Annotated in this window: 31 protein-coding genes and 4 tRNA genes; 11 read left to right on the top strand and 24 right to left on the bottom strand. The window is 58.6% G+C overall.

The annotated features are described in order from the left end of the window. Nucleotides 1-59: 59 nt before the first annotated feature. Nucleotides 60-1,286: a TraB/GumN family protein gene (locus tag Thiowin_RS05460; RefSeq protein ID WP_328986725.1), complete on the bottom strand. Its 1,227-nt coding sequence runs from the start codon at nucleotides 1,284-1,286 to the stop codon at nucleotides 60-62. Nucleotides 1,287-1,643: 357 nt separating this feature from the next. Here Thiowin_RS05460 and Thiowin_RS05455 point away from each other — a divergent pair, with 357 nt between their 5' ends. Continuing rightward, nucleotides 1,644-1,994 carry a hypothetical protein gene (locus tag Thiowin_RS05455; RefSeq protein WP_328986724.1) on the top strand — a complete coding sequence of 117 codons (351 nt, stop codon included), beginning with the start codon at nucleotides 1,644-1,646 and terminating at the stop codon, nucleotides 1,992-1,994. Nucleotides 1,995-2,169: 175 nt separating this feature from the next. Here Thiowin_RS05455 and Thiowin_RS05450 read toward each other — a convergent pair whose 3' ends face one another. The 11 genes from Thiowin_RS05450 to Thiowin_RS05400 all read right to left on the bottom strand — a co-directional run bounded on the left by Thiowin_RS05450 (nucleotide 2,170) and on the right by Thiowin_RS05400 (nucleotide 10,900). Beyond that, on the bottom strand, nucleotides 2,170-2,595 hold the full coding sequence (locus tag Thiowin_RS05450) for a ClpXP protease specificity-enhancing factor (protein ID WP_328986723.1): 426 nt from the start codon (nucleotides 2,593-2,595) through the stop codon (nucleotides 2,170-2,172). A 170-nt stretch (nucleotides 2,596-2,765) separates the two neighbouring features. Beyond that, nucleotides 2,766-3,371 carry a glutathione S-transferase N-terminal domain-containing protein gene (locus tag Thiowin_RS05445; protein WP_328988011.1) on the bottom strand — a complete coding sequence of 202 codons (606 nt, stop codon included), beginning with the start codon at nucleotides 3,369-3,371 and terminating at the stop codon, nucleotides 2,766-2,768. A gap of 329 nt (nucleotides 3,372-3,700) precedes the next feature. Beyond that, the gene (locus Thiowin_RS05440) at nucleotides 3,701-4,447 is read right to left on the bottom strand and encodes a cytochrome c1 (RefSeq protein WP_328986722.1); all 747 of its coding nucleotides are present in this window, start codon (nucleotides 4,445-4,447) and stop codon (nucleotides 3,701-3,703) included. After that, complete coding sequence (locus tag Thiowin_RS05435) at nucleotides 4,444-5,685, bottom strand: cytochrome b (protein ID WP_328986721.1); 1,242 nt, start codon at nucleotides 5,683-5,685, stop codon at nucleotides 4,444-4,446. The genes Thiowin_RS05440 and Thiowin_RS05435 overlap by 4 nt, the downstream gene beginning before the upstream one ends. Then, complete coding sequence (gene petA / locus Thiowin_RS05430) at nucleotides 5,685-6,278, bottom strand: ubiquinol-cytochrome c reductase iron-sulfur subunit (protein WP_328986720.1); 594 nt, start codon at nucleotides 6,276-6,278, stop codon at nucleotides 5,685-5,687. Before petA ends, Thiowin_RS05435 begins: the two co-directional genes overlap by 1 nt. Nucleotides 6,279-6,844: 566 nt before the next feature. Beyond that, complete coding sequence (locus tag Thiowin_RS05425; RefSeq protein WP_328986719.1) at nucleotides 6,845-7,597, bottom strand: Nif3-like dinuclear metal center hexameric protein; 753 nt, start codon at nucleotides 7,595-7,597, stop codon at nucleotides 6,845-6,847. A gap of 69 nt (nucleotides 7,598-7,666) precedes the next feature. Next, entirely contained in the window at nucleotides 7,667-8,167 is a 501-nt protein-coding gene (locus Thiowin_RS05420) for a hypothetical protein (RefSeq protein WP_328986718.1), read from the bottom strand. A gap of 206 nt (nucleotides 8,168-8,373) precedes the next feature. Further along, a complete protein-coding gene (locus tag Thiowin_RS05415) occupies nucleotides 8,374-8,604 on the bottom strand; it encodes a hypothetical protein (protein ID WP_328986716.1) in 231 nt (76 codons plus the stop codon). A 5-nt stretch (nucleotides 8,605-8,609) separates the two neighbouring features. Next, complete coding sequence (locus Thiowin_RS05410) at nucleotides 8,610-8,783, bottom strand: hypothetical protein (RefSeq protein ID WP_328986714.1); 174 nt, start codon at nucleotides 8,781-8,783, stop codon at nucleotides 8,610-8,612. A 235-nt stretch (nucleotides 8,784-9,018) separates the two neighbouring features. Then, the gene (locus Thiowin_RS05405) at nucleotides 9,019-10,521 is read right to left on the bottom strand and encodes a helicase HerA-like domain-containing protein (protein WP_328986713.1); all 1,503 of its coding nucleotides are present in this window, start codon (nucleotides 10,519-10,521) and stop codon (nucleotides 9,019-9,021) included. 64 nt (nucleotides 10,522-10,585) lie between these two features. Beyond that, a complete protein-coding gene (locus tag Thiowin_RS05400) occupies nucleotides 10,586-10,900 on the bottom strand; it encodes a hypothetical protein (RefSeq protein ID WP_328986712.1) in 315 nt (104 codons plus the stop codon). Between the two features lie 51 nt (nucleotides 10,901-10,951). On the opposite strand from Thiowin_RS05400, the gene Thiowin_RS05395 reads away from it, so the two are divergent. Beyond that, nucleotides 10,952-11,557, top strand: coding sequence for a peptidylprolyl isomerase (locus tag Thiowin_RS05395; RefSeq protein WP_328986711.1), 606 nt, complete (start codon nucleotides 10,952-10,954; stop codon nucleotides 11,555-11,557). An 18-nt stretch (nucleotides 11,558-11,575) separates the two neighbouring features. Here the strand turns inward: Thiowin_RS05395 and Thiowin_RS05390 are convergent, their stop codons facing one another. Beyond that, nucleotides 11,576-12,076: a Slp family lipoprotein gene (locus Thiowin_RS05390; RefSeq protein WP_328986710.1), complete on the bottom strand. Its 501-nt coding sequence runs from the start codon at nucleotides 12,074-12,076 to the stop codon at nucleotides 11,576-11,578. Between the two features lie 94 nt (nucleotides 12,077-12,170). Next, nucleotides 12,171-12,776, bottom strand: a complete 606-nt coding sequence (locus Thiowin_RS05385) for a Slp family lipoprotein (protein ID WP_328986709.1) — start codon at nucleotides 12,774-12,776, stop codon at nucleotides 12,171-12,173. Nucleotides 12,777-12,931: 155 nt separating this feature from the next. Between Thiowin_RS05385 and Thiowin_RS05380 the strand changes: the two genes are divergently transcribed. The 4 genes from Thiowin_RS05380 (at nucleotide 12,932) to Thiowin_RS05365 (ending at nucleotide 15,142) form a co-directional block, all read left to right on the top strand. Further along, nucleotides 12,932-13,420: a hypothetical protein gene (locus tag Thiowin_RS05380; protein ID WP_328986708.1), complete on the top strand. Its 489-nt coding sequence runs from the start codon at nucleotides 12,932-12,934 to the stop codon at nucleotides 13,418-13,420. Nucleotides 13,421-13,489: 69 nt separating this feature from the next. Continuing rightward, a complete protein-coding gene (locus tag Thiowin_RS05375; protein ID WP_328986707.1) occupies nucleotides 13,490-13,720 on the top strand; it encodes a hypothetical protein in 231 nt (76 codons plus the stop codon). A 288-nt stretch (nucleotides 13,721-14,008) separates the two neighbouring features. Next, on the top strand, nucleotides 14,009-14,488 hold the full coding sequence (locus tag Thiowin_RS05370; RefSeq protein ID WP_328986706.1) for a hypothetical protein: 480 nt from the start codon (nucleotides 14,009-14,011) through the stop codon (nucleotides 14,486-14,488). Nucleotides 14,489-14,878: 390 nt separating this feature from the next. Continuing rightward, on the top strand, nucleotides 14,879-15,142 hold the full coding sequence (locus tag Thiowin_RS05365) for a hypothetical protein (protein WP_328986705.1): 264 nt from the start codon (nucleotides 14,879-14,881) through the stop codon (nucleotides 15,140-15,142). A 459-nt stretch (nucleotides 15,143-15,601) separates the two neighbouring features. Here Thiowin_RS05365 and Thiowin_RS05360 read toward each other — a convergent pair. The 6 genes from Thiowin_RS05360 to Thiowin_RS05335 form a co-directional block, all read right to left on the bottom strand. Continuing rightward, a tRNA-Lys gene (locus Thiowin_RS05360) sits at nucleotides 15,602-15,677 on the bottom strand. Nucleotides 15,678-15,699: 22 nt separating this feature from the next. Continuing rightward, nucleotides 15,700-15,775: transfer RNA gene (locus Thiowin_RS05355), tRNA-His, on the bottom strand. A 37-nt stretch (nucleotides 15,776-15,812) separates the two neighbouring features. Next, nucleotides 15,813-15,889, bottom strand: a tRNA-Arg gene (locus tag Thiowin_RS05350). A gap of 91 nt (nucleotides 15,890-15,980) precedes the next feature. Next, a tRNA-Pro gene (locus Thiowin_RS05345) sits at nucleotides 15,981-16,057 on the bottom strand. Between the two features lie 237 nt (nucleotides 16,058-16,294). Next, complete coding sequence (locus tag Thiowin_RS05340) at nucleotides 16,295-16,708, bottom strand: DUF6858 family protein (protein WP_328986704.1); 414 nt, start codon at nucleotides 16,706-16,708, stop codon at nucleotides 16,295-16,297. Nucleotides 16,709-16,788: 80 nt separating this feature from the next. Continuing rightward, entirely contained in the window at nucleotides 16,789-17,721 is a 933-nt protein-coding gene (locus Thiowin_RS05335) for an SLAC1 anion channel family protein (RefSeq protein WP_328986703.1), read from the bottom strand. Here Thiowin_RS05335 and Thiowin_RS05330 point away from each other — a divergent pair. The 4 genes from Thiowin_RS05330 to Thiowin_RS05315 all read left to right on the top strand — a co-directional run bounded on the left by Thiowin_RS05330 (nucleotide 17,720) and on the right by Thiowin_RS05315 (nucleotide 20,805). Beyond that, nucleotides 17,720-17,896 (top strand): hypothetical protein, encoded by a 177-nt coding sequence (locus Thiowin_RS05330; RefSeq protein WP_328986702.1) that lies wholly within the window; start codon nucleotides 17,720-17,722, stop codon nucleotides 17,894-17,896. The two genes, Thiowin_RS05335 and Thiowin_RS05330, sit on opposite strands and share 2 nt — an antisense overlap. Before the next feature lie 331 nt (nucleotides 17,897-18,227). Next, nucleotides 18,228-19,313 carry a hypothetical protein gene (locus Thiowin_RS05325; RefSeq protein WP_328986701.1) on the top strand — a complete coding sequence of 362 codons (1,086 nt, stop codon included), beginning with the start codon at nucleotides 18,228-18,230 and terminating at the stop codon, nucleotides 19,311-19,313. 18 nt (nucleotides 19,314-19,331) lie between these two features. After that, the gene (locus Thiowin_RS05320) at nucleotides 19,332-20,111 is read left to right on the top strand and encodes a hypothetical protein (RefSeq protein WP_328986700.1); all 780 of its coding nucleotides are present in this window, start codon (nucleotides 19,332-19,334) and stop codon (nucleotides 20,109-20,111) included. Between the two features lie 133 nt (nucleotides 20,112-20,244). Next, complete coding sequence (locus Thiowin_RS05315; protein ID WP_328986699.1) at nucleotides 20,245-20,805, top strand: ankyrin repeat domain-containing protein; 561 nt, start codon at nucleotides 20,245-20,247, stop codon at nucleotides 20,803-20,805. Between the two features lie 55 nt (nucleotides 20,806-20,860). Here the strand turns inward: Thiowin_RS05315 and Thiowin_RS05310 are convergent, their stop codons facing one another. Together Thiowin_RS05310 and Thiowin_RS25200 are read right to left on the bottom strand one after the other, a co-directional pair. Then, nucleotides 20,861-21,511, bottom strand: a complete 651-nt coding sequence (locus tag Thiowin_RS05310; protein WP_328986698.1) for a hypothetical protein — start codon at nucleotides 21,509-21,511, stop codon at nucleotides 20,861-20,863. Nucleotides 21,512-21,624: 113 nt separating this feature from the next. Further along, nucleotides 21,625-21,792, bottom strand: a complete 168-nt coding sequence (locus tag Thiowin_RS25200; RefSeq protein WP_408034201.1) for a BPTI/Kunitz domain-containing protein — start codon at nucleotides 21,790-21,792, stop codon at nucleotides 21,625-21,627. Between the two features lie 273 nt (nucleotides 21,793-22,065). Here Thiowin_RS25200 and Thiowin_RS05305 point away from each other — a divergent pair, with 273 nt between their 5' ends. Further along, on the top strand, nucleotides 22,066-22,926 hold the full coding sequence (locus Thiowin_RS05305; protein WP_328986697.1) for a CHAD domain-containing protein: 861 nt from the start codon (nucleotides 22,066-22,068) through the stop codon (nucleotides 22,924-22,926). Nucleotides 22,927-23,042: 116 nt separating this feature from the next. Here the strand turns inward: Thiowin_RS05305 and Thiowin_RS05300 are convergent, their stop codons facing one another. Continuing rightward, on the bottom strand, nucleotides 23,043-23,333 hold the full coding sequence (locus Thiowin_RS05300; protein ID WP_328986696.1) for an FAD assembly factor SdhE: 291 nt from the start codon (nucleotides 23,331-23,333) through the stop codon (nucleotides 23,043-23,045). Between the two features lie 100 nt (nucleotides 23,334-23,433). Beyond that, on the bottom strand, nucleotides 23,434-24,126 hold the full coding sequence (locus Thiowin_RS05295; protein ID WP_328986695.1) for a succinate dehydrogenase iron-sulfur subunit: 693 nt from the start codon (nucleotides 24,124-24,126) through the stop codon (nucleotides 23,434-23,436). Nucleotides 24,127-24,159: the final 33 nt, after the last annotated feature.

Below are 24,159 nucleotides of genomic sequence, written 5' to 3'. Positions count from 1 at the left end.
CCATCTCAATCCTTATCGTCATTTGTTTGCGGGATATTGGTCATTAGCGAAGCAGAAGGCTAGCCAAACAACTGTGCCACCAAATGGAAACCGGCGATATAGGTACCTAGGGCTGAACCTATTGTACTGAAAAGAAAAACCAACAAAATACGCGCCACACGGTTACGCCACCAGCCCGTCCAGCGTGCGATCTCATCGCGCAGACGATGGAAGTCACCAACCCGCGGGCGGCGCAGCGCAAGCTCGATCCCAGCGGCCACCATGCCAGCACCAATGGTGGGATTGAGCGACGTCAGGGGCGCGGCACAAAAGGCGCCTAGGACCGTCAGCGGATGCGCACCCGCCAGCGCGGCCCCGAACGCGGATAGTCCGCCATTGATGAGCACCCAGTCACCAATCACATTCCAGCCAACATCGGGACCCTGTGTGAAACCGTAAGCAAAAAGCCCAACAATGATCACAACCACCAGCCAGGGGAATGCGCGCCAAAGCTTGCCGGGAGGTGGCACCGACTGCAGCTCGGTGATGAGCTCATCCGCGGGACGCGACTGCTGTCGAAGCTCGCGCGCCACCCCCTTGCTATGTCCCGCGCCTATGACCGCAAGCACCCGCGGATACCGGTGTTGGCTGATTTCCTCGCGCAGCCGGGCGGCCATGAATTGGTCCCGTTCGCTGATCAGGGGCGCAAACAAATCCTGACGGTTCTCGGCAAACTCGCTGAATGCGGTTTCGAGCACATCTCCCTGCTTCAGCGCCTCAATGTCCTCTTCGGTGACTTGATCACGCGAGAGCAAACCCGCAACGAGTCCGACAAACAAGTTGAGCCGCTTGAAAAAGCCCATGTTGCGGGCTGCTCGCCTGAGCGTCACACCAATTTCTCGGTCAATGAGCAGCACAGGCAACCCAAGGCGCCGCGCCAGCATGATCGCTTCCCGCTGTTCAGCGCCTGGTTCGACACCAATTTGGTCCGCCAAGCGCTGCTGGTAGGCGGAAAGGGCAAGGTTCGCGGCAACCATGTGCGCTCGCTTTTGGCGAATGACAGCAAAAAGATCAAGCTCCGCGAGGGCATCCGGGTCAATCAGTGCCTGATACCGACTCTGGCAGAGCTCCACGGCCACAGCCTCATAAGCACCGGGCTCCCGTAGAAGCTCCCTGACTTTTTCAACGCTGGCACGCGAGACATGGGCAGTGCCGAGGAGAGTCACACTCGCATCACCAACAGACAGCGTCTCCATAGGCTCTTCACCAGCGCCGGCAGCAGCCCTTGAATCTCGCGCCAGCGTCATTTCAAACTCCCAGCGCGCAACAGCGCCCCGCGGCAAATCCCCGCTAGTTGACAAAAGAGATCTTGACGAACGCCAGCGGGTTGGGTTCCATAGCTAGACTGAAAGCCTTTTGCCAATCCCGAGAATCGATGTGCTTCAGAGTCATGCACATCGCAACGCGCCCACCCGGAGAATAAAGCGGTTGATTCACGGCAAAGCAACCGAGTTAAAATAACCCGGGTTGACACAAAGAAGCCAAAACTCGCCCGCTGAATCCTTGCCAATCCAACCTCGCGGAAAATTCGCAACATCATGCGCCCTCATCGCCCTTTGATCCTGGTACTTTGTCTCGCGATACTGTCATCCCTGCATGGATGCATGCAAGTCAAGGAGGAGCGAAAACATCGGCTGCTTGAGAGCGCGACCAGTGGCTACCGCCAAGCCATCCGTTGGGGCTACCATGATGCAGCACTGCAATTTATCGCACCAGAAAAGCGTCCTGAAGAGCCATCCAAACTGCTTGAGAATATTCGCGTCACTGGTTATGAGGTGGTGCGTGCACCGGTGATCCTCGAAGATAACAAGGCCGAACAACTTGTTCGTATCGAATATGTGTTAACAGATCGCCAGCAACTCAAGACTCTCGCCGACCGCCAGCATTGGCGCTATGATGAAGACACTTCAAACTGGTGGTTAGCTTCTGGCATGCCAGCATTCCAAACCCAATAGGCATTGGATACCAAGACACATTGGCGAGAGCGATTCTCGATGATGTCTGGGTGATGTCTGGGTGCTATTTTGACGTTATTTGGGCAGAACCGTATTTGGGCAGGGCTATTTGGGCAGAGTCGGGGTCGATTTTTTCCGAACTTGAGCAGGACCGCATCGCCCTGTGTGGGCCTGTCTATTTCACCACGCGAAGAGCCGGGCGCTTGGATTTTTTCTCGTCTTTGGTGTCTCTCCCTCCTTGTCCACCAACACTGGCCCCTTCTTGATCTCCCGATGCGCGGCTTTCAAGCTCATCTTCTTGCGGGAAGATCATGCCATGACCATTTTCGCGCGCGTAGATACCGAGCACGGCGCTTGGCGGCAAAGCGACTGCCGAAGGAACTCCTCCAAACCGGGCTGAGAAGGTGATCATCTCGTTGGAAATCAGCAGATCTTTAACCGCTGTTGGGGCAATATTGAGAACAATACGTCCCTCTTCAACAAACTTACGCGGCACATCGGCACCTGGATGCATCGCATCCACCAGCAAATGCGGCGTCATGCCGTTATCCAGTATCCACTCAAACAGCGCCCGTATCAGGTAAGGTCGGTTAGATAGCATGTTGTAGTCCTCCCGTGTCTGCCTGGGCCGACACAACCGGATTTGAACCCTGTTGTTCTAACGCGCGGGGCCCAAACCAAGCATACAGCCAAGGTAGATTGGCCCGACCAACGGGCGACGTGGGGATCAATTTCCCAAAAATTGTCATTTAACGGAAACGCACAGAACTGTCAACGCGCATCCGCCACCATATCACGCTCAACCTGAGTCAGGCTTTCCTGGAACGAGGGCCAGTCAAACAAGCGACGCGCGTATTCCTTGGCCGCATTCGCGGCCTGGGGAAGTTCGACACCCAGCACAGGCAGCCGCCACAAGAGAGGCGCGACACAGCAGTCCACCAGAGAGAATTCCGGGCTCATAAAAAACGCATGAGCACCAAACACCGGCGAGGTTGTTACAAGGCTATTGCGCAACTGTTTACGCGCGTCAGCGGCTTCAGCCGCAGTACCCTTCATGATGCGCGCCATCAAAACGGACCAGTCGCGATCAACCCGATACATGTAGATCCGAGTATTGGCCCGAGCAACCGGATCGATTGGCATGAGCGGAGGGTGCGGAAAACGCTCGTCAAGGTACTCCATGATGATCCGCGACTCGTACAGCCGCAGATCGCGGTCTACCAAGGTTGGCACTGAGGCATAAGGATTGGCATCGAGAACCTCTTCCGGGAGGTCGGATGCATCGACATCAAGGATATCGACCGTCATTCTTTTTTCGGCCAGAACCATGCGGACCCGATGGCAATAGGGGCAGGTGGGATCTGAAAACAGAGTCATTACTGAACGTCGAGGTGAGACCACGGCGAGCTTTCCTCATCGAGGCCGCGCACCGCCTAGCGGGAACACTGCGGCGGAGAAGTGGCGGAGAGACCAACACATCAGCAGGTCTTTCCGGAGTACGCCAACCCGGTTTGGCAGAATGCCAGCCCCGGGGAGCACAGAAAAAGAGCAGGTTGACGGACTAAAGAACAGAGGGATTACCCGCGCCTGATGGATCCGGCTAAATTGGGGTCACTTCGGGGCGGGCAGAGTGAGCCCATATGGTTATAGACCCACCCTGCGCCAGGGATTGACCGAATGGGGATCACCCAAGGATCGCACCGCCTCTAATGAATGTCTTTCCAGTACTCTTTTTTCAGGTTGTAGGTCAAGAAGAACATCAAACCCAAAAACAAGAGGACGTAAATGCCAAGCCGCCTGCGCTCGAGCTTCATCGGTTCACCGACATAGGTCAGGAAATTGGTGATATCCCGCGCCATGTTGTCGTATTCCTCTGGCGTTAGCGTGCCTGGCTCAACTAGCTTCAGCCCGGCGATATGGCCGTCGTCCTCGTGACCGCCGCCCTTGTAGACTGCTTCCTGCACCCCCTGCAGCCCGGCCAGCACATGCGGCATGCCGACATCGGGGAACACAAGGTTGTTGACTCCATAAGGGCGGGAGTCATCAACATAGAAGGACTTGAGGTAGGTATAGACCCAGTCCGGCTCGCGCCAACGGGTTGCCAGCGTGAGATCGGGAATGGCCGTTCCGAACCATTTTTCTCCGTCCTCGGGACGCAGCGCGTTGGTCATCAGTTCGCCGGATTTGGCGTCACCGAAGATGAGGAACTTCTCGAGTTGCGCCTCGGTGATGCCGATATCCGCCGCGACCCGGTTATACCGGGAGTACTGGAGTGAATGACAGCCCTGGCAATAATTCACGTAATACTTGGCGCCGCGCTGCAGCGAAGCCTTGTCTTTCAGATCAATGCCCGAGTGCTCCAGCTCTGGCCCATGCCCACCAGAGGCCATGACCAAGGCAGGGGCCAGCAGAGGCGTGGCGATCAGCAAAATTGCAAATAGACTCTTTCTCATGAGGTTACCCTCTCCGGCACCGGCTTAACCTTATCGAGCTTGCTGTAGATTGGCATCAGAATGAAAAACGAGAAGTAAACCACGGTGAATATCTGCGCCAGTAGCGTGTAGAGGTCACTCGATGGCTTGAGCCCGAGGTAGGCCAGCACCACAAAGGAGACCACGAAGGCACCCAGCATGAACCTGGAAATCGGGCCTTTATAGCGCATGGACTTCACCGGGCTGCGATCCAGCCAGGGCAGCAGGAAGAGGATCGCGATGGCGCCAAACATCACCAGCACGCCAGGGAACTGCGAACCCCCGATGGGCGGCACCGCGCGCAGCATGGCGTAGAAGGGCGTGAAGTACCAGACCGGAGCAATGTGCTCGGGCGTTTTGAAGGGGTCCGCGGGCTGGAAGTTGGGCGCCTCGAGGAAGAGACCACCAAAGTCCGGCGCGAAAAAGACCACCATGGAGAAGAGCGCCAAAAAGACCACCACACCAACCAGATCCTTGACCGTGTAATACGGATGGAAAGGAATGCCGTCGAGCGGAATGCCATTTTCGTCTTTCTTTTCCTTGATTTCGATCCCATCCGGGTTGTTGGACCCAACATGGTGCAGCGCGACGATGTGGATGAACACCAGGGCCGCCAGCAGGAAAGGAATCAGAAAATGGAAGGCAAAGAAGCGATTCAGGGTCGCATCCGAGATAACATAGTCACCACGCACCCAGGTGGAGAGTTCCTCGCCCACTTCTGGCACGGCGGCGAATAGGTTGACGATGACCTGCGCGCCCCAGTAGGACATCTGTCCCCATGGCAGCAGGTAGCCAAAGAAAGCCGTCGCCATCATCGCCAGGTAAATCACCACACCGATAATCCACAGCAATTCTCGCGGTTTACGGTAGGAACCCCACATCAGCCCGCGGAACATGTGCAGGTAGATGACGATGAAAAAGGCCGATGCACCCGTGGAGTGCAGGTAGCGGATCAGCCAGCCCCAGTCGACATCGCGCATGATGTACTCAACCGAGGCGAAGGCATCTTCAGCCGAGGGCTTGTAGTTCATTGCCAGCCAGATACCGGTGACGATCTGCAGCACGAGCACCGTGATGGCCAACACACCGAAAAAAGACCAGAAGTTTAGGTTTTTTGGCGCGTAGTAGCGCGCCATGTGGTCGTTCCAGACGCTCAGAATTGGGAAGCGCTTGTCGAACCACCCAAGAAGACCGCTGGGTTGCGCGTGTTCAGCACTCATTAAGCCTGTCCTCCATCCTCACCCACCAGGATGGTGGTATCAGTCAGATAGGTATGTTTTGGGATGACCAGGTTGGTCGGAGCCGGTACGCCCTTGTAAACGCGACCGGCAAGGTCAAACTTTGACCCGTGGCAGGGACAGAACCAGCCGCCTTTCCATTCCGCACCCAGATCATCGGGTGCCAGCTCCGGCCGGTAGGTCGGTGAACAGCCGAGGTGAGTACAGATGCCAATGGCGACAAAATAATTCGGCTTGATCGACCGAGTTGGATTCTGGCAATACTCAGGCTGTTGCGGCACGGTCGATTGCGGATCGACCAGTTTCGCGTCAAGCGTGGGCAGATTCTCCAGCATCTCGGGCGTGCGATTCACCACCCAGATCGGCTGGCCGCGGAACTTGACCCGCAGCAACGCGCCGGGCTCGAGTTTGCTGATGTCTGCCTTGACAGGCGCGCCAGCCGCACGCGCCTTGGCGCTTGGATTCATCGACGCGATAAAGGGTACAGCGACGAAGCCAGCGCCAACGGCACCGACGACGCTCGTGGCGGCGACGAGGACCCGCCGCCGCGTCTTATTAACGCCTTGTGCGCTCATTTGATCAAAAGACCCCCGTAGGCTCGTCCGGACGACGCCTCGGACCGGAGGCGTTCGCACAGTATCGAAAGAAAAAGGAAAATAAGAATATCGCGAAGCACTTCACAAAAGATCGCGCATTCTGGCCGATCATTGCCATGGCGGTCAAGCCGCTGGCAAGATTTTGACGCAGATACGGGGCTTAACCCGCGTTTGTGCGGTCTCTGACGCCAGACCCAACGCATGCCGCGGCCAAACCGACTGCAGCCAACCCGGGGCCCAGCCTGAGTCCAAGCGGGATCCTGGCTGGAACCGGACTGGAACCGGTTTGGAGCCGGGCTACGATCAGACTGAAACTGGGCCAGCTGCTCAGGTACCGGAGCAATCCCGGTGGCTCCGCGAGGTCCGATCACCCCGGCATTAAATGCTGCTGAGCCAAGACCCGGCCACGACATTCCGCAAATACCCCTGGAGTTTGATCGGATTTACCACCGCGCATCCCATATCAGGATCCCGGGACACTGATTAACCGGATCGACTGGTTTCAATGAAGCCAGGCCCCAGGAATCCCACACCAGAGGTATCGATCAAGCAGGGTTGTCAATATCAATGAAACGATGCCCTATTGCAAAGCGCTGGCTCAAATGCTCGCCAAGCGCCCGAATCCCCGCACGCTCGGAGGCATGATGACCGATGGCGAAATAATCCACCCCGGACTCGCGCGCCTGGTGCGTGGTCGACTCAGAAATCTCACCGCTTAAAAAGGCATCCACTCCCAGGCTCGCTGCCTGTTCAAGGTAGCGCTGACCACCCCCAGTGCACCAGGCCAACATGCGAATTGGTCGTTCGGAGGCGGGAATGTGCAATGGCAACCGTCCGAGCGCCTGGGCAATGCGCGCGGCAAACTGCCGCGGCGACTCCGCGGCCGCCAGATGCCCGCGCCACAGCAAGGGTTGCGCAGCCGAAACCGGCCGCGGTTGCTCAATGCTCAGTAATTGCGCGAGGCCACGATTGTTGCCAAGCTCAACGTGAGCATCCAGCGGCAGGTGATAGGCGAGCAGGGAGAGCCCGGCCGCATGCAGCGCCTTGATCCGGCGGCCCTTGATACCAACCACGCAGGGGTCTTCCCCTTTCCAGAAAAACCCATGATGCACAAACAGGGCATCGGCCCTATCCTCCGCGGCGGCATCAATGAGCGCCTGACTGGCCGTCACGCCCGTGACAATGCGCCCCACGCGCGCCCGACCCTCGACCTGCAGCCCATTTGGACAGTAATCCTGAAACTGCTCAATGGCGAGAATATCAGCACAGTAGTCAACCAGTGTTTGCAATTCAACCATTTTTTGGCATCCGTTTGTGCTGCATGGGTCGCCTGCATGGGCACCCATAGGGATACTTACAGCTGTGGGTCAGGGAGATTCCCAGCCCGCTCGGACGGAATTCGCGGGAGGACTGGAAAACCCGGGCCTCGCCGGTAAATCTGCTTCGCTGAGAAATCCGGAGCGGAGCAGAATCCCGGCCAGCGCCCATGCAGCGCGAGCCAGGTCATGGACATCGCCAAGCGTCGGCTGGATCCCCTGCGCAAGGCGCGCATCCCAATCAGCCAGTGTCTGCTCGAAGTGTTCGACTCGCTTGATGATGCAATCACCGCAATCGCCATCACAGTCCAGATCATCCAGGCGCGCCCGCGCAAGCAAGAAACGCGCCTGCGCGATCAGTCCCCGCATGGCACTGCGCGAATCCGGTTTGCGGGCACGCATGAAATAACTGGACATCATAGATGAGAATTTTGCATCTTCGGGAGCATTGTCAAGTATCCCAGCAATTCCAAAATTGGGTGTTTCATCTGGTGAAGATAAACGGGCCAACAATCGGGCGCTGGATAACGAAATTTGGAATTGCTGCTGCAAGCGCCAATTGAACGATGTCACAGCAACGGGCAACTCAAGGTAATGAACGCTTTGCGCGCAAGCGGGGAACCTGCTCCGGCTCCCGCTAAGTCGTTTGCAGGCAGGCCGAGCAGATAAGTTCAGGACACCTTATGTGTATGACCCAAGCCCGGAATCCGCCCCTGCCAGTCTCGCCGGTCTTCAGGGTTGGAGCGCTTCTCAGCCACTTAGTATAGGACTTGGCTGACATCATAGAGCGTGCGCGCCGGATTCGGCGCTCCTGGCACCTTCAACTCCGGCACCCAAGGTTTTTCGCTCGCCACGCCTTTCGCGAAGAGATCAACAATCTTGCCGTCCTCGCCAGACTGGCAGACGCGCAAGACGCGACAGGCGGCTTTATTACCCCAATCCTGAGAGAGCGGCCCATTGGCCCAAGCGGTCACGTGCTCAGCGGACACTTCTGTCAGTTGCCACAGATCAGGCGCCCGATGTCCTGCACGACCATGCCCATGTCAACCCTGATCGCGGGAGGAATTTTGTTCAGGTTCAGATGCTGGTCATGGATGTCGCGGAACTCCTGCTTGGTCTCGCCAATGATCATGCCGTTGGTGCAAACAAACCGCAGCCAACCGAGCAACAGTACCAGCTAGCTTGTCCCATCGACAGAGTTGAAGACATCAAGCCATATGTCGCACGAAAATTGGCTAGCCCAAAGGTTGGAATTAGCTTACTGACCTCCGGCCAAATACCGCTCTAGTAGCTGACCGGGCGAGCGCGCCAGCGCCAGTTTCCGTCAAGGGCTTTAAGGTTAGTAGTGCGAACGTCACCACTCAGATGCTTTCCACTCTACCCAGCTCTAATCCAAGCGCCGATCAGCGCCGCCTGCTGCCGCCAAAGAGCGAGCCCATGGCGCCGCGCACCAGTTGCCGACCAAGCTGGCTGCCGACTGAGCGCAGGGTGCTCTTTAACATTGCCTCCATGGGGGTTTGGCGGCTGCTCGAGCGGCTTGTGCCACGCGATTGCCTGGTTGTGGGCGGCGGTGGCTCATCCCCACGCTGCTCGGCGGCCCTGGCGGCCTGCTCGGCCATGGCCTTGAGGCTTTCATAGGCCGAGACGCGGTCGATGGCCTGGTCATACACACCACTGACCAGCGACTGACGCATTAGCACGCTGCGCTCCTCGGCGCTGATTGGGCCAAGGCGGCTGCCGGGCGGGGCGATCAATGCCCGCTCGACCGGGGTGGGAATGCCATCATCATCCAACACCGAGACCAGTGCCTCGCCGACGCCAAGCGAGGTGATGGCGCTTTCGGTGTCAATGGCCGGGTTTTGGCGGAAGGTCTGGGCCGCCGCGCGCACGGCTTTTTGGTCGCGCGGGGTGAAGGCGCGCAGCGCGTGTTGCACCCGGTTACCAAGTTGACCGAGCACTGTGTCTGGAATATCCAGCGGGTTTTGGGTCACGAAATACACCCCAACCCCCTTGGAACGAATCAGCCGCACCACTTGCTCGATTCGCTCGACCAAGACCTCGGGCGCGTCGTCGAACAGCAAATGCGCCTCGTCGAAAAAGAGCACAAACTTCGGCTTATCCGGATCGCCCACCTCGGGCAGTTGTTCGAACAACTCCGAGAGCAACCACAACAGAAAGCTGGCATAAAGGGTACGATTGTGAATCAGCGTCTCGGCAACCAGGATATTGACCACTCCCCGCCCGTCGATATCTGTCTGCATTAGATCGGCCAGGTCCAGCGCCGGCTCGCCAAACAGCGCCTCGGCGCCAGCCTGTTCGAGCCGCAGCAGCCGTCGCAGGATAGCGCCGACCGAGGCCTGGGACACATGACCAACGGTGGTGCGCAGTGCATCGGCCTGCTCGGAGGCGAAATTCAAAATCGCGCGCAGGTCCTTGAGGTCTAGCAGCAGAAGGCCTTGTTCATCGGCGAGATGAAAGCAAATGTTGAGCACACCCTCCTGGGTGTCATTCAGCCCCAGCAGGCGCGCGAGCAGCATGGGGCCCATTTCGCTCACGGTGGTGCGCGCGGGATGCCCGAGCGAGCCGCCGATGTCCCAAAAGCTGACCGGGTTGTGGTCATAGCGAAAACCCAGTGCTTCCAAGTCTAGCTCGCGCACCCGCTCGGCGACCTTGGTATTGTCGCCGCCCGCCTGGCTGATGCCGGCGAGATCGCCTTTAACATCGGCCATGAACACTGGCACGCCGATGCGGCTGAATTGCTCGGCAAGGGCCTGCAGGGTGACGGTCTTGCCGGTGCCGGTGGCCCCCGCGATCAAGCCATGGCGGTTAGCCTTGTCCGGGCGCAGCCAGATGACATGCTCGCTATCGCCAATCAGACTTTTGCCAATGAGAAGTGGCTCAGGCATGGGATGACTCCGTGGATGAGACTGATGTGCCAATGATCGGTGCAATCCTATCGCGCGTCCAGCCTCAGCAATTCCAAATTTCGTTTTCCAGCGCCTGGTGATTGGCTCTGTCATCAGTAGACGCGCCATTTTGGCGCGTCATGAAGCGGCTGGAAGCCGCTTCTACAGCGAATAAGACACCCAATTTTGGAGTTGCTAGTCCACAGCATTGGTTGATGCTTGGCTGAGTGACTAAGCCTTGATGTAAGGTGTCCGGGCGCGACGCCCCAATGACGAGGGTGCATCCGGGGTCCACCTCGGGAGGATCCAGATTGCCAAACCGCAGCCGTGCTTCGACAATGGCGCGCCGGCACGCGTTGGGAATCAAGGTTCTTTTCATTTTTCATTCTTCATCATCCTTTTCAACCTTGTTGCAGGAGACGAAATCCCCATGACGATCACAATCATAAAGCCTTCGCTGATTTTTCTTGCAGCCTCGAGCTTGGCGATCGGGCTGGCCTTTGCCGAGGACGACACTGAGCAGGCGGGCGAGACGGCGGCCAATCCGAAGGTGGCCATGGATGTGAGTATCGGCGGTGAGCCGGCTGGGACCATTGCGTTCGAGCTGTTCGCCGATACCGTGCCCAAGACGGCGGAGAATTTTCGTGCGCTCTGCACCGGACAGAAGGGCGAGGATCTGAGCTACGCCGGCAGCCCCTTCCACCGGATCATTCCCGGCTTCATGATCCAGGGCGGCGACTTCACGCGTGGCAACGGCAGCGGTGGCAAGTCGATTTATGGTCGCAAGTTCGATGATGAGAATTTCAAGCTCAAGCACAGCAAGCCTGGATTGCTGTCCATGGCCAATTCCGGACGTGACTCCAATGGGTCGCAGTTCTTCATCACTGTCGCGCCTACCTCTTGGTTGGATGGCAGGCATGTGGTTTTTGGTGAGGTGATCAGCGGCATGGAAGTGGTCGAAAAAATGGAGGCCACCGGCTCGCGTAGAGGTGCGACCAGCGCGCCTGTCGTGCTGGAGAGTTGCCGGGAACTTTGAGGGCGTCTCGGGCGCGCATTAAAAGCTGATGCCGATGCCGCCGCCGCTCCAGCCGGAACCGGCGCCGATGCTGATGCCGATGCGGGGACGGTGGCGGACCTGATCCGCGAGGGAAAGGAGGTCAAGGTTTGCTTGCGTTATCAACGGAATCCGCTCGCCCGCGTCAGCGCGGGTTTCCACCGAGGCGAGGCGCCCGGAGACGCGCAGCGGTTGACCTGGGAGAAGGTGTGCGGTTTCAACATAGCCTGGGTAGCGCACCCGAAAACGTCCGAGCGCCGGGGCATTGCCTTGGATCCGGCAAAAGGTGTCGAGCGGTCTTGCACTGATGTCGAGCTCGGTTGCCTTGGCCAGATGACGGGTTTCGATCAGGATGCCAGCCCAGGTGAAATGTTCTCCGAGCGGCAGGGTCTCGGGTGGCAACCCCTGCATGGCCGCCGGCGATGGGTAGGGATTGTCGACAGTGGCTGGACAATGTCCGCCATTGCTGGCACAGCCGCCGAGGATGATTCCTGTCAGCAAAATCCCTGCCAGCAAAACCCCTGCGGGTAGCATTCCAAGAGGTAAAGAATGCCCGCTCGAGCCGATGCCGGCCAGGCTTGACTGCTTGGATCTCTTACCAGATGCCATAACCGAAGCCTGTAGGGTACCAGCGGGGACCACAACACCAAGGGCCGCCAAAAGGATCGAACCCCGGCCCCCACCAGCCGTGGCCGTAGGGATAACTAATGACCACAGGATCGGGCACGGGCCAGAGGTAGGCTGTCAGCGCCGCGACCACCGGGTAGGGATAGGAGTAGTCGCCGATGGCATGGGGCTCGACGGCGATGATAGGACCGGCCACCGTCAACAAACGCTTGGCTGGATACAGGGTGGGGTCGATAAAACCCTGGAATTCCGCGATGAAGCGCCCGGTTGAGGGAGATCCCTCGCTGGGGCGTCCATCCTGCCCAAGCTGGCTTGCGAGGACGATGACGCGGGTTTTGTTGGCGCCATTGTTGACTTTGAGAATGCGCCCGCCCCAACGTGCCGACCGACCAATAAAGACCTCTGGCGTCTGTTGCACCTCGCCGAGCTGGATACTAGGCTGCACGGGGTCGCGAATCGCCACGGGAACCGGGCTGGCGCAGGCAGTAAGCAGCGCGCAACAGGCGACCAGGAGCGTGCCGCGCACGCCAGGAGGGTTGGAGTGAGCTGGCTGGCAGTTCGGGCTGGAGGGCACGGATTTTCACCATTGACCGTCGATCATGGGCCTGTACAACAGTATACGTCAGTGTCACCCAGGACATGGAAGGTCAGTTTCGCGAGGGGCTGTTGCGCCTGGCCGGGTGAGCCTTGTTCAAGGAAAACGAGGGCTTTCGCCAGACCCGCGGCCTAATGCAATTCACCGCCCGCTTGCTGCGCAGCGTCTGGATGCGCGACACCAACGATGTCTTCCTGATCGGCACCCAGCATCTCAATCTGAACGCTGTCGAGATGGGTGACGAGATCCAGCGCTTCAACGCCGCGCTCCTGCCCGCCCTGGTCAACGACATCGCCGACCATGGCAACGCGCGCGCTGAGGAAATCGACGCCGATCTCGGCTGCGATGCCGCCGGTCAGGTCGCCAAGTTGGTGCTCTCGGCCTCGCTGTCGCGAGCCGTCGGCGCCCGCAGCGGTCTGACGCAAGAAGACATCATCGAATACCTGGTCGCCCCGCACCCCAAGGCCGATGAATTCCTGGCCGGACTCGAACGCCTGCGCAAACGCGCCTGGTACCTGCACCGCGAGAACGAGCAGTTTTATTTCAAAGAAACCGAAAATCTTGGCCGGCGCATCAAGCGCGATGCCCGACAAGCGCCGCCGCCCAAAATCGAGGCGGCTTGACTGTGACGCCTCACCGGCCTGTTTCAGTCGCAGAGCCACTCGCGCGCCGCCTACCAAGACGTCCAGATCATGCCCCAACTGGACGAGGTGAAGCTCTCCGGCAATCGCATCCCGCTGGTGGTGCAGCCGGATGGGCGCACCCCGCCCGAGGCGATTCGCAGCTTCTACGAATTCCAGCAGGAAACAAACAATGTCCTGATCCTGTCTGGCAATGACAGCCACCTGGCCGACGAGGTCGAGGCCTGCCTGCGCGAGCCTTGGATTCTTAATGCTGATGTGGCCGTCAAGCCCCTCCCCTGATCTCAAGCAGGGGTCATCAGGAACGGGCGGTTAAAGGCTATAACCCACACAAGCCTGGCCGCCCATCGCATACCTACCACACCTATTTCATTGCCGGTTTGCGCTTGGTGTTGGAGGTCGAGGTCAAACCAGGCAACGAAAGTAACTCGAAATACAGCGCACCTGGCTTGTGGGAACTCCTGGGTCGGTTGCCTCGCGCATGATGGCCATCGCTGATCCGGGGGGATCGCGACTGGGCACCGAGGTCAACCCCTCTTTGGAATCGGGGCGCGTGCCGAGCAGGAAGGTGTGCCATTCCTGTTTAAGCCTCGCATGACCAAGGGCGTCAAGCAAAGCATCGAGCGACTGATGCGCGAGGTAGACTGGTGCGATGCCGGCGACGGTTGCCAAGGCGCGGAAACTCCGCTGCGCTTGCAGGGCTGGGGCCACCACCGCCGTGCCATCGTGTTGCGCCGACGGATCAAGACCGACGTCGGCGTCGTCGATGAGCGCAATTCCGATCAACTGCAGCTGAGCTTCGCTGAATTGACCGAGGAGAAGGTGGTCTATGAGCACGACTTGTTTATCACTTCACTCGCCAATGAGATCCTCACCGTCGCTCAGCTCTATCGCCACCGCGCCGATGCCGAAAATCCGTTTGACGAGCTGAAAAATCACTGTCGGCGGCCTGCCCGACACCATCCGCGACGACTGGATCGACGACCTCGAAACCCTGGGCGAGAAGATGGACCAGTACATCGCGGAGCACCGCCAGGCCACCGGCTTTGACCTGCGCTACAACGACAACATTAAACCGAGCGATGCCGCCCGTGCTGCCAAATGTCGCGACTGCCGACCGTGCTGGCCCGCCGTGATGTCGAGAATTTGATGCGGCAGGGGTGGGGTGGGTAAGCGGGACCAAGTGACAACCCGAGGATGAGACATTGGCACCACTTCTGCAAAGAGACAGGCCAAGCTGCGCGAGCGAGTCAAGGCGCTGCTGGCTAGCACCGATGCGACTGCATTCGCATCCGCGAGCAAGGCACAACTGATCGATGCCATCACCCGGGCGGCAGGCAAAGAGCCGAACCCAGTTGCTCTGGAATTGGCCGCTCGGGCGCCGCTGGAACGCATCGGCGGCATGCTCGAACCTGTTACCGTGACAACGCCTGCCCCCGCGTGGCGCTGGTTAATGCTGATCTCAGTCAGACCAACAAAGAGCTGGCCGCCCCAGACGTGAAGATTGCGCGCATGGAAAAGGCTCATGCTCACGAGGTCAGGCGTCTTGAGGATCGCGCTCAAGAGCTGGTCACGGTGAATGACAGCCTCGGAGATAAATACAGCGCCACCGTCTTGGAACTGGACAGGCTAAAGCGTCACGATCCTGTCACAGTAACGACCAAACCTAAGTGGGCACCGCGCCACAAAGCTGCTGCGGGCTGATCTTGGGCGATGGACAAATCCGGGCATCGGCAAGCACTGGTCGAGCATGAACTAGGACCATTGCCGGTTTTCGCTAGACGCGGTGAAAAGGATTAGCAGCGGTTTTTCCCGTTTTGGGGAATTGCAACGATCATTGCCTTTACCGCTCGGACATGGGGAGGACGTTGGAATAGCCATCTTGCCGCTTGCACCCAGGCCGCGCCGGGAGAGCTGGCTAGAAAACCTTAGTCTCGATGCTTCTCTGCAAGCATCGCTCGCGCTGCCGGGCCGAGGCTACAAAAGGCTACATCTCACTAACTTCAGCGGATGCCTCCTCGGTGGTTTCCTGGCTGCTGGAGCAATGCAAGAATCAGTTTCGAACGACGCCTAAGGCTTCCAGAATGTTACCCCCAGCGTTACCCCGAGGCACTGAAAAACAAAACGGCTTAACCCCGATTGAAGCTAAGCCGCTGATTTTCTTGGTGGGCCGTGAAGGATTCGAACCTTCGACCAAGGGATTAAGAGTCCCCTGCTCTACCAGCTGAGCTAACGGCCCTTTAGGTGCATTTTTTTGGTGGTGGGGTGGACGATGGGAATCGAACCCACGACCACAGGAGCCACAATCCTGTGCTCTACCAACTGAGCTACGTCCACCATTGTTACGCTGAAAAGGCCGCATCAACGACCGTATTGGCACGCCCGGCAGGACTCGAACCTGCGACCCACGGCTTAGAAGGCCGTTGCTCTATCCAGCTGAGCTACGGGCGCCAGCTGAGCCTTGGGTACCTGCCCAAATTTGTTAATTAGCGGTCTGATGATTGCCCCGCGTGGGGAGCGAAAAATGCAGGGCCTGCGAACATGGTCGGGGTAGAGGGATTCGAACCCCCGACATCCTGCTCCCAAAGCAGGCGCGCTACCAGACTGCGCTATACCCCGGTTTTTCAACCCGGCGAAAGTTCCAGCGCATTCAAGAGCCGTCCTATTTGAACGGCTTCGAGAAGTCGCGAAAGCTAAGAGCGGAGATGATACGTGCGAGCAAGAATGGCGTCAATACCTGAAATCGCATCTTCCGTGACGGGACTGGGTGTTAAAGGAAAATACCGCCGAGTCCGCTGGTGCCAGATCGGACCTTAGCTAGGTAGGATCTGGGCCAGGTCGGAGGTTGCGACAGGCCTAACCAGCGGTTGCAGGTTGAGGTGAGTCCACCAGGGCGCGAACCCAGGATTCCATGGCATTGTTGGCAAGTGGCATGGGCGCCTCCAGAAAGCTGATGACGAATTCGTCGCCCTGTTCAACAACGCCAATCGAACGGGGGCGCACCGCCATGACATGAGGATTGGGCAGGTGAGTGCCAAAGCAGAAAACAATGTGCTTGGCCGCGGTGATGTCCTTGGCAATTTCCCCACCGGGCATGTTGCTGGTGTGCTGGTGGTGATCGAAAATCGCGATGAAGCACGCCTTCGGGTGCTCTTCAACGCGGGTTTTTAGGTTGTCGATAATTTCATCGACATTTTGAAAGGGAGTTTCGCTTTTCTTGGTTTCAAGGGTGTAGACGGGGTATTTTTCCTGCAGCAGGGTTTGTTTCATGTGTCAGCCTCCAATGCGGTGAATTGGTTGAAAACGCCGGTTTGAAAATTGCCGGCTTCTTTCAGTAAAGAACGAAGGTGTCAATGCCCAGGCAAACAGATGCGATGCTTGCTGATAGCGACGATGGTTTTGATCATTAACAAGCAGACCACGCTGCTGACAATGAGCAGAAGACCCGCGCCAATATAGCCGAAAGCAAGTTTGTCTGTCATTTCATAGAACACTAGACTGGCAATACAGATGGCCGCCAAGGGGAATGAATAGGCCCACCAGGACAGAAAGAATTCCAGCTTGGCAAATCGACCCACCTGGGTGAATAGCAGCAAGGTGAGAAAAAGTCCGCTAAAGTAGAGCAGCCGTGCAATGGTATCGATATCACCAGTCAGGCGAGTGTAGGCAATAAAGCCAACCGCCGGTGGCGCGATCAGAATGAACAGCGTTGGCATCAGACGGTCGTCGATTGGGTTGTGAAATAAAATGCGATAAAACACAATGGTCATCAGCATGCCCCAGAAGACCATGCCGGTGCTGAAAAAGAACCAGGATACATCAACAAACCCAAGCGGAACCCCTGCCACTGGCACCAGAACATTGCCGACGGCGGGAATAAACCAGGCTGGGTTCATGTGATGGACCTCGAAATGCTCGTGGTGCATCCAAACGCTGACCACATAGAGCGTGAAGAACAAATGCAGTAGAGTGCCTGCCATCCATAGTGGGCGGCTGATGGCGGGATTGATGGCCAAATAGGCAATAGCCAGCAACAGCAAGCTGATTGAAATGGTCGGGAAAAAATTCAACTTGACTGGATGACGCAGTTCGGAAACCACGGCTTTGCGATAAAGTATGAGCTTGGCGGTATAAAACAGGCCAATCACCGTGAAGGCAATTGAGCTTAATACAACCAGCCAGATAGTAATGCCGATATCACGTGAGAAGACATGTTGGGCTTTTTCCCAGGCAATGGTGAGACCGGTCAGGCCCATGACAATAGCAAAGAATGAAATTGGCATGAAAGGCAGCCGACCGGAGGCCTGCCGCGCGCTTGCCTCCGCCGTTGGCTTTACTCTTGATTTTGCGGTTGTCTGTGTTGGCAATGGCCGCGAAGACGAAGCTGCCGCGGAAGCTGGTGGTGACATTGGGATGGCAGTCATGGCGAACATCCAGTTGGAAGGCTTTAATAATTGAGCGTAATTGTAGGGATTGGCGGTGGCGTGGCAATGAAGATTCGCAATCGCGCGGCATCGGCGGATCTCGGTAGCCTAAGAGACTCGGGACGAATTGAGCGAAGAATTTGGCCGCGGAGTTTGGCGTGGATGAATCAGAACTCCGAGCTTTATCCCTAGCCATGGGCTGCGACTTCAAGCGACCCTATGACTCAGGTGCGAGTTCTGGTGTGCTAAGATCGGGCGCTTGAAGCAAGCTAGGGATGTGTGGCGTTATGTCTGTCGGTACGTGCGACGGTTCGGCTCGAGAGCCAAGTATAACCAGGCTGAAGGCGGGCTGGGGTGATTCGCGCATGAGCGTTGATGCGATCGCCGAAGCCAAGCATGGCTTGATCCATGCGTGGATCGTCAGACGGGCATTGGGTATTGCCCCGGCAGCCTTGTTGCTTGCCCTTGCTCTCCTTGGCGGTGGTTGCGCAACAACGCCCAGCAGTTCTGGCGCTTACAGTACCATGAAGGGTCAGCCCAGCACTGTCCTGCAAGGCGCCGGGATTGACGCAGCGCGCTCGATCGCGATGGCCTCGGCACGCAGCAAAGGCTGGACCCTTGTCTCTGTTGCCGACGAATCAGAATCCGCGCAGCAAGGCTTAAAGTTGGAACGGGGCCTTTCTCATACTTCGCCGCAGGCGATCGCGCTTGGTGCTTTACCTGACGGGCCAGCGCCAAAGGTACAGGTCAGTGTCGACTTTGAGCAGCACGACCTTGGTACCGAGGTTGGTTTGCGTGCATTTGTGATTGTGAACCCCGGCACTGAGAGCGAAAAACGCATTGAGTATACGGATGATTACCAGGATGCTTTGGCCATCTCCTTGAGTTCATTGCAAAGCGCTTGGCTGGCGACCGGGCATCGACTGGCCTCGGCCGCACCGGTGCCGGAAACACCGCGGCCCGCGCCAGATGACATCACTGATCCCAGTGCCGCGGAGCAGGCGCAGGTTGCAAGAGTTGCGACTGAGTCCGCTATCGATGGAGCTGAGCGCGCGGAGGTTGCATCCGAAGATGGAGCAACTGCCGCCCCAGATCAGAACCTGCATCTGAATCAGGAACAGGAGCCGGAGCCGGAGCGAAACCAGCCCCAGACCCAGCAAGTCGCCGATGCTTCTGCTGAAACCGTGGAATCGACAATCGTCAGACGCGCGACAGATGACAACAGCGCAGCCGGACAAAATCAGATGCTGGTGCTCAATACTGGTGCTCGCACGGGCACTTGGGCTTACTATGCCGAGGGTTTCGCGGAACGACAGGGTTGTGAAGTGACCAGCAATGGTGCTGTCTTGTTGCAGAAGAACCCCACCTTTGAACTGCACGAGGTTGCTTGCCGCAATGGTCCGAACCTTCTGCTGAAGTGTCAGGACGGCGTCTGCGGGTCGATTCGATAGCTTGGGCTTGCTTTCGCGATGGCACGCTGTCTCCCCACTCTCCTGTGGTTGTTGCCTGTCCTGCTGCCTGGGCTGTCAAGTCATGGCGCGCTGGCGAATCCGCCCCTGTCTACCTATGAACCACCGCGCGTCTACCTGGATCAGGCCAATGTTCCTCGCGCGAAGGGGCTGGCGCTTGATGCCGCGCTGACCAAAGGCTGGCAGGTGGCGGTGAGTCAGCGAGACCACAGCGTTTTTGAGACCCTTATTCACGAATCCCGAGACGTGGGTGGTGGTGCCGATGCGCCGCCCGTTCCGGTGCTGTTGCGTATTCGTGCCGATTTCATACGGGATGCGGGGGGCGTGCTTGTCTCCTTGGCGGCAACGGAGATTCGCTCGCCAGGGACCAGAGCCGAGGTTCAGCGCGATGTAACCCAAAATTACCGTGTCAATCTCGAAAACGCCCTGGGTTCACTGCGCCAACAGTGGGAAGAATTTGCCTTGGGTGGTCGCCCTAGCCGCCAGCCACAAGCTCTTGAAATGAGCATCCGGGGAGGTCGGAGACAGGCTCCACGCCGGCCAGCGGTCGCGCGCGCGGCTGCCTCCGAGCAGGCATCGCCCGTGACTGGCCAGTGGTCTTACGAGGCGGAAAGACTTGCCGGTCAGTACGGCTGTCAGGTATCTGAACGCGGAGCCACACTTTTCGGCGACCGCGCTGAAAGCGACGCGACTGGCCATGAAGTCCATCGGGTCAGTTGCGACAACCGCTCGGCGCTTTTGGTGCGTTGCGATAGCGAGGGCTGTCGCATAGCACAGTGAGCCGGCTGCAGCGGCCGCAACCCGCCAAGCCAGCTTGGACAGGTTGCGGTTCAGGCAGAGATTAGCGATGGCGGCCAGGCGTCGTTGCGTTCCATCATTGCCCGGCGAGGCGCAAGCGGGCAGTCTCGCGCTGATGAAACACAAGACTTTTCGCTTGCCAAAGCGCGTTTTACTCGGGTGTGCTCTCGCTGCTGTTGCTGGCTGCGGTGACAATACAACAGAGTCAGGCGCGGAACTCCTGCAGCTTGCCGAGAGCGGCGATACTCAGGCGCTGAACGCCTTGCTCGGCCGGCGGGCAGAGCCCAATTACCGCGATGCCTGCCAGTGGACGCCGCTGATGAAAGCGGCTGTCAATGGACACTTGGATGCAGTGCGCTCTTTGCTGGATGCGGGAGCCGTGGTGGACGCCGCCGATACGGGTGACTATACCGCGCTCCTGCTTGCGGCTTCCAACAACCACGCCCGGGTGGTCGAAGCCTTGCTGGCGCGGGGTGCCATGATTGACCATCAGGAAAACACCCAGGGTTTTACCGCGCTCATCTGGGCAGCCAAGCGCGGTCATGCGCAAGCCGTTGATGCCCTGGTGCGCGCCGGCGCGGACAAAACCCTGCCGGATCATGAGGGACGCACCGCGGCCGACTGGGCTGCTGCCGAGGGACATGACCGGGTGCTGGCGCTGTTGCGGGAGGATTGAGAGGCGCGTCATCCACGAAATAAATCATCTAGACACGAAGACGCCGGCGATCAGTTCAGTCGCCCACTGTCTGACCTGGCCGCAGCAGCGGTGGAACTTCTTTGGCAAGTCGCTCGGCGGCTTGGGAGAAGGGGATGAACCGCAACCCGGGCAGAGGTTGTCGCCTGAGGCGCTCACTCAACGGACCGGTTTCGGTTAGCAAGATGGTGGGGCGGCCACTGGCGAGGCTGGTCGCTATATCGCGTTCAGTAATGGCTCCGCCACCAATGGCAAGGGTGACCGAGCCCGCGTCACCGGCGATGGTGGTTGCCAAGGCGCTGATCCAAGGTACCTCATCACCCCAGTGGTTGCCCGGTACCAAGAGATAACCGCTATGGTCTGGGTTGAGTCGCGCGCCCTGTGCGGCGTCTCCCGCCGGCGGGGCCAGAGTCCCACTGGCTGCCACGCCAAGCAGCGGGAAATCAACTCCCGCGCGACCTCTGGCACGCCCGAGCAGTGCCATCACACCATAATCCGTGCCACCGTCAATGGCAAGGGCGCCGCATTGCGCGATGATGGGCACAACCGTCTGCGTAAAGAGTGGCAATACGCACTCGGCAAGCTCTGGGTCAAGGCTTGCTGCCGCGCCGACCAGCACCAGCACCGGACGCGGCGTTTGAACGCCAAGCTTTGCGCTGGCCGTGGTGAGCTCGGATTCTTCCGTCACCCGGACGACAGGGATTCGGCTGGAAGACTTCAATTCGTCTTCTTAGACACAATAATTTAGCGACAGACCCAAAAAAAGCGCATTATTCCGCCCTTCCAAGTCGACTGCTGGCGCTAGGGACCGGCCTTGGCGCGGCATGCCTTGATGCAGGCCTTCATGGACTCGAACGGACGTGCTCCGTCGCAACCGCCGTAGGTAAAACGCTGGCAGCGATTGCTTTCATAATCGTAAAAAAACCCGGGGAAGGCGCCCTTGCAAGGGCCTGGATCAGGCGGCGTCATGCAATCCACATGAATTAGATCCTTCTGTAGTCCGCTGTTCATGCAGCCGCTGAGGAGGAAGGTCGCGGCAAAGGCTGGGACCAGATAGTTTGGATGGAAAGCGCGGAAAAGTGCCAAGTGTTGCGGCTCCGAAAAACAGTCAATGAAAAGACGCGAGCTTGCAGTCGTTGCTGCCCGGCGCTAATGTGGGACAGATTATCACCCGTTTCCATCTGGCGGAAGTTTTGAGCATTGGCAGCAAAGGTTAAATCATCCCCTCCCCTGACCGCCGAAATGCCTGTGGCCGCCGCCATTCGGGTCATTCTGCGGCACAATCTCGAGGCGCTGCTCGCCCATCAGGAAGTTGCACGCCACGGGACGGACATTGAGGGCGTTCATCAGATGCGCGTGGCTTTGCGACGCATGCGCTCGGCGTTGTCGCTGTTTCGCGCGTTGCTTGATCGCGAGCAGACGCGCGCCTGGCGCGAGCAAATGCGACAGCTGGCCGGGCAACTCGGGCGGGCGCGCGATCTGGACGTTTTTATTGATGAGGGCTTGGCCGATACCGCCGGTAAATTGCCATTGCCGGGAGAGACCGCGCTGCGCGAACTGGCCTTGGCTCGACGAGAGCAGGTATATGCCAGCGAAGTTCGGCCGCTGCTCGAAAGCGAGGCCTACCGGCACTTTTGCACCGAATTCCCGCGTTGGATAGAGCAGGGTCTCGATCTGCCCGAACCCAAGCTCGCACAGCCAATCCTTGCAAGGGCACGCAAGCTGCTCGATAAACAGGAACGCCGGGTGCTGGATGCGGGCAGTGCGGTCAATCGCCAAGACGCGTCGGCGATGCATCAATTGCGCATCGAATGCAAGAAGCTGCGCTATGCGGCAGAGTTCTTCCGGCCGCTGTTCACCGACATGGCAGAGTTCATTCGCTGCATGAAAGGCATTCAGGACCTGCTTGGCGTGATGAATGACTTGGCACTGACCCAAAGCCTGCTCGACGATCTGCTAGGGAACACTCCACAGGATCGCGATCTGCAGCGCTTTGCCGGCGCCCTGATTGGCTGGCGTAGCTATCATTTTCAAGGGTTGCTCGATGACTTCGACAACCGCTGGGAAGCGTTGGTTGCCGCTCGCCGTCCCTGGTGGGATTGATCTTGATTTTGCGCTGGGATGGGAGCTGGAGATTGAACTGGCTAGATTCGGCGGCAATGGCGCCTTGGTTTTGGCCCATCAGAGCAAAGGACAGCGACGGCAGGCGGAGTCCCTTATCACGGCCTGACCTCTTGACCTGGCTCCAGCTGAACGCTCCGGATGCGCTCAACCAGCGCGCGCAGCGCGGCATCTGATGGTTCGGAATGGCCAATCAGCCAGTCGTGCAGACGTTGGTCCTGACATCCAAGCAGACGCGCGAAGTCCGCTCTTTCGGTACTTGAGAGTTGGGCGTAACCCTGATCGATAAAGTCGCTGAGCAGCAAGTCGAGTTCAAGCATTCCGCGCCGGCATTGCCAGCGCAAGCGGCGCAGGTCGGCATCGGCTGAAAGAGGCTCGGTATCGTCCATGTATTGCTTTAGGGGCCCGGGTGGATCACAGCGGTCGGTGAAACTGGCCGGTTGGCAGTAACAGCAGCCGCATGATTTGTGGGAGCTGCATGCTTGGCGCCTAAACCGCCTTCTCGAGCATCAACTCTTTGATCTTGCCGATCGCCTTGGTCGGGTTGAGCCCTTTCGGGCAGACCTCGACGCAGTTCATGATGCTATGGCAGCGAAACAGCTTGTAGGGGCCCTCGAGTGCATCCAGGCGCTCATCGGTGGCCTGGTCGCGGCTGTCGGCGAGAAAGCGCCAAGCCTGCAGGAGCGCGGCCGGCCCATGGAACTTGTCCGGATTCCACCAGAAGGACGGGCAGGCGGTCGAGCAGCAGCCGCACAGAATGCACTCATAGAGACCATCAAGGCGGTCGCGCTCGGCCGGTGTCTGGCGGATTTCTTGCTCCGGCAGCGGTTCGGTGCGAATCAAGTAAGGCTTGACCGCGCGGTATTGCTCGTAGAACTGACTCATATCGACGATCAGATCGCGAATAACCGGGCGGCCGGGCAGGGGGCGGACCTCGACCGGTTCCTTCAGATCAGCCAGGGGGGTCACACAGGCCAGGCAGTTGACGCCATTGACATTCATGCCGTCAGAGCCACAAACGCCCTCGCCACAGGAATGGCGAAAGCCAAAGCTCTCATCAAGCGCGCGAATCTCAAGCAGCGCCTCGCGCAACATCATGCCCGGACGCGCCGCGACCTCAAAGCTCTGCATGCGCGGCTTGGTATCGCGCTCTGGGTTGAATCGATAAACCCGAATTTTCATCCCAAGTGCTCCCCACGAAAACTGCGTGCTGTC

The organism is Thiorhodovibrio winogradskyi, assembly GCF_036208045.1.
GTDB classification, from domain to species: domain Bacteria; phylum Pseudomonadota; class Gammaproteobacteria; order Chromatiales; family Chromatiaceae; genus Thiorhodovibrio; species Thiorhodovibrio winogradskyi.
The sequence above is the reverse complement of the archived record's forward strand: the minus strand, read 5'-3'. Positions and strand labels throughout refer to the sequence as shown.